The sequence below is a fragment of the Mesorhizobium sp. M00.F.Ca.ET.216.01.1.1 genome, assembly GCF_004010325.2.
Lineage (GTDB): Bacteria > Pseudomonadota > Alphaproteobacteria > Rhizobiales > Rhizobiaceae > Mesorhizobium.
This window is the reverse complement of the sequence record NZ_SADR02000471.1, coordinates 1-297: the sequence shown is the minus strand read 5'-3', so window position 1 is coordinate 297 and position 297 is coordinate 1. Positions and strand designations below refer to the sequence as shown.

The window sequence follows — 297 nt, the reverse complement described above, 5'->3', positions numbered from 1 at the left end:
AGCTGCCGTCCGCGCCGGTCTCGGCAAAGGCGCTCTCGACGGCGCGATCGACCAGGCGCGTCAGCTCGCCTTCGGCGGGCCAGTCGCCGGCCTCGACAAAAATATCTATGTCGACGGGCATTGCGCCGGCGTTTCTCGTCTCTTCAGCCATGCGGCCTTTTGATCAGCTTTCCGCGCCCAGCCCCCTGGCGAGCTTGCCGTCGCGGTCATAGGCCTTGACGATCTCGGCGACCAGCGGATGCCGCACCACGTCGCCCTCATTGAAGCGGACCGTGACGATGCCCGGCACGCCGTCGA

At 67.0% G+C, this 297-nt stretch carries 2 pseudogenes; both read right to left on the bottom strand.

Annotation, left to right across the window (positions count from 1 at the left end):
* Positions 1-151, bottom strand: a pseudogene (locus tag EN859_RS40120) (rRNA maturation RNase YbeY); the annotation flags it as partial.
* 12 nt (positions 152-163) lie between these two features.
* Positions 164-297, bottom strand: a pseudogene (locus tag EN859_RS40115) (PhoH family protein); the annotation flags it as partial.